This is a genomic window from Pantoea sp. GbtcB22, from assembly GCF_019091025.1.
Lineage (GTDB): Bacteria > Pseudomonadota > Gammaproteobacteria > Enterobacterales > Enterobacteriaceae > Pantoea > Pantoea leporis.
Genome location: NZ_JAGXKB010000677.1, coordinates 1 through 242, shown reverse-complemented (window position 1 = coordinate 242; position 242 = coordinate 1). Strand labels below are relative to the sequence as shown.

General features: G+C 45.9%; 1 protein-coding gene. It reads left to right on the top strand.

The window, feature by feature from the left end; genetic code table 11:
• Positions 1 to 211 (top strand): hypothetical protein (locus KVT28_RS26345; RefSeq protein ID WP_217551238.1); only part of this gene is annotated, 211 nt, incomplete at its 5' end.
• Between the last annotated feature and the right edge of the window lie 31 nt (positions 212 to 242).

Below are 242 nucleotides of genomic sequence, written 5' to 3'. Positions count from 1 at the left end.
CGGCAGGCATGTTGGTAAGCCAGAATGGCGTGAGTCAATTATTGTTATTGAGAGAGAGTGTGGTGAGATAGCTCACTTAGAAGCCATCCCGCTGGATAGCGTCGTCGACGTTCAGGATACAGGTTTGCCGGGAACATTCTCTGGCGAGTATCAGTATATCGGTGGAAATTACCGGCAATACATATTCAGACTAAGCAATCAAAAAATCTAACCTGCTCCGGCAGGTTTTTTTAAGCCCAAAT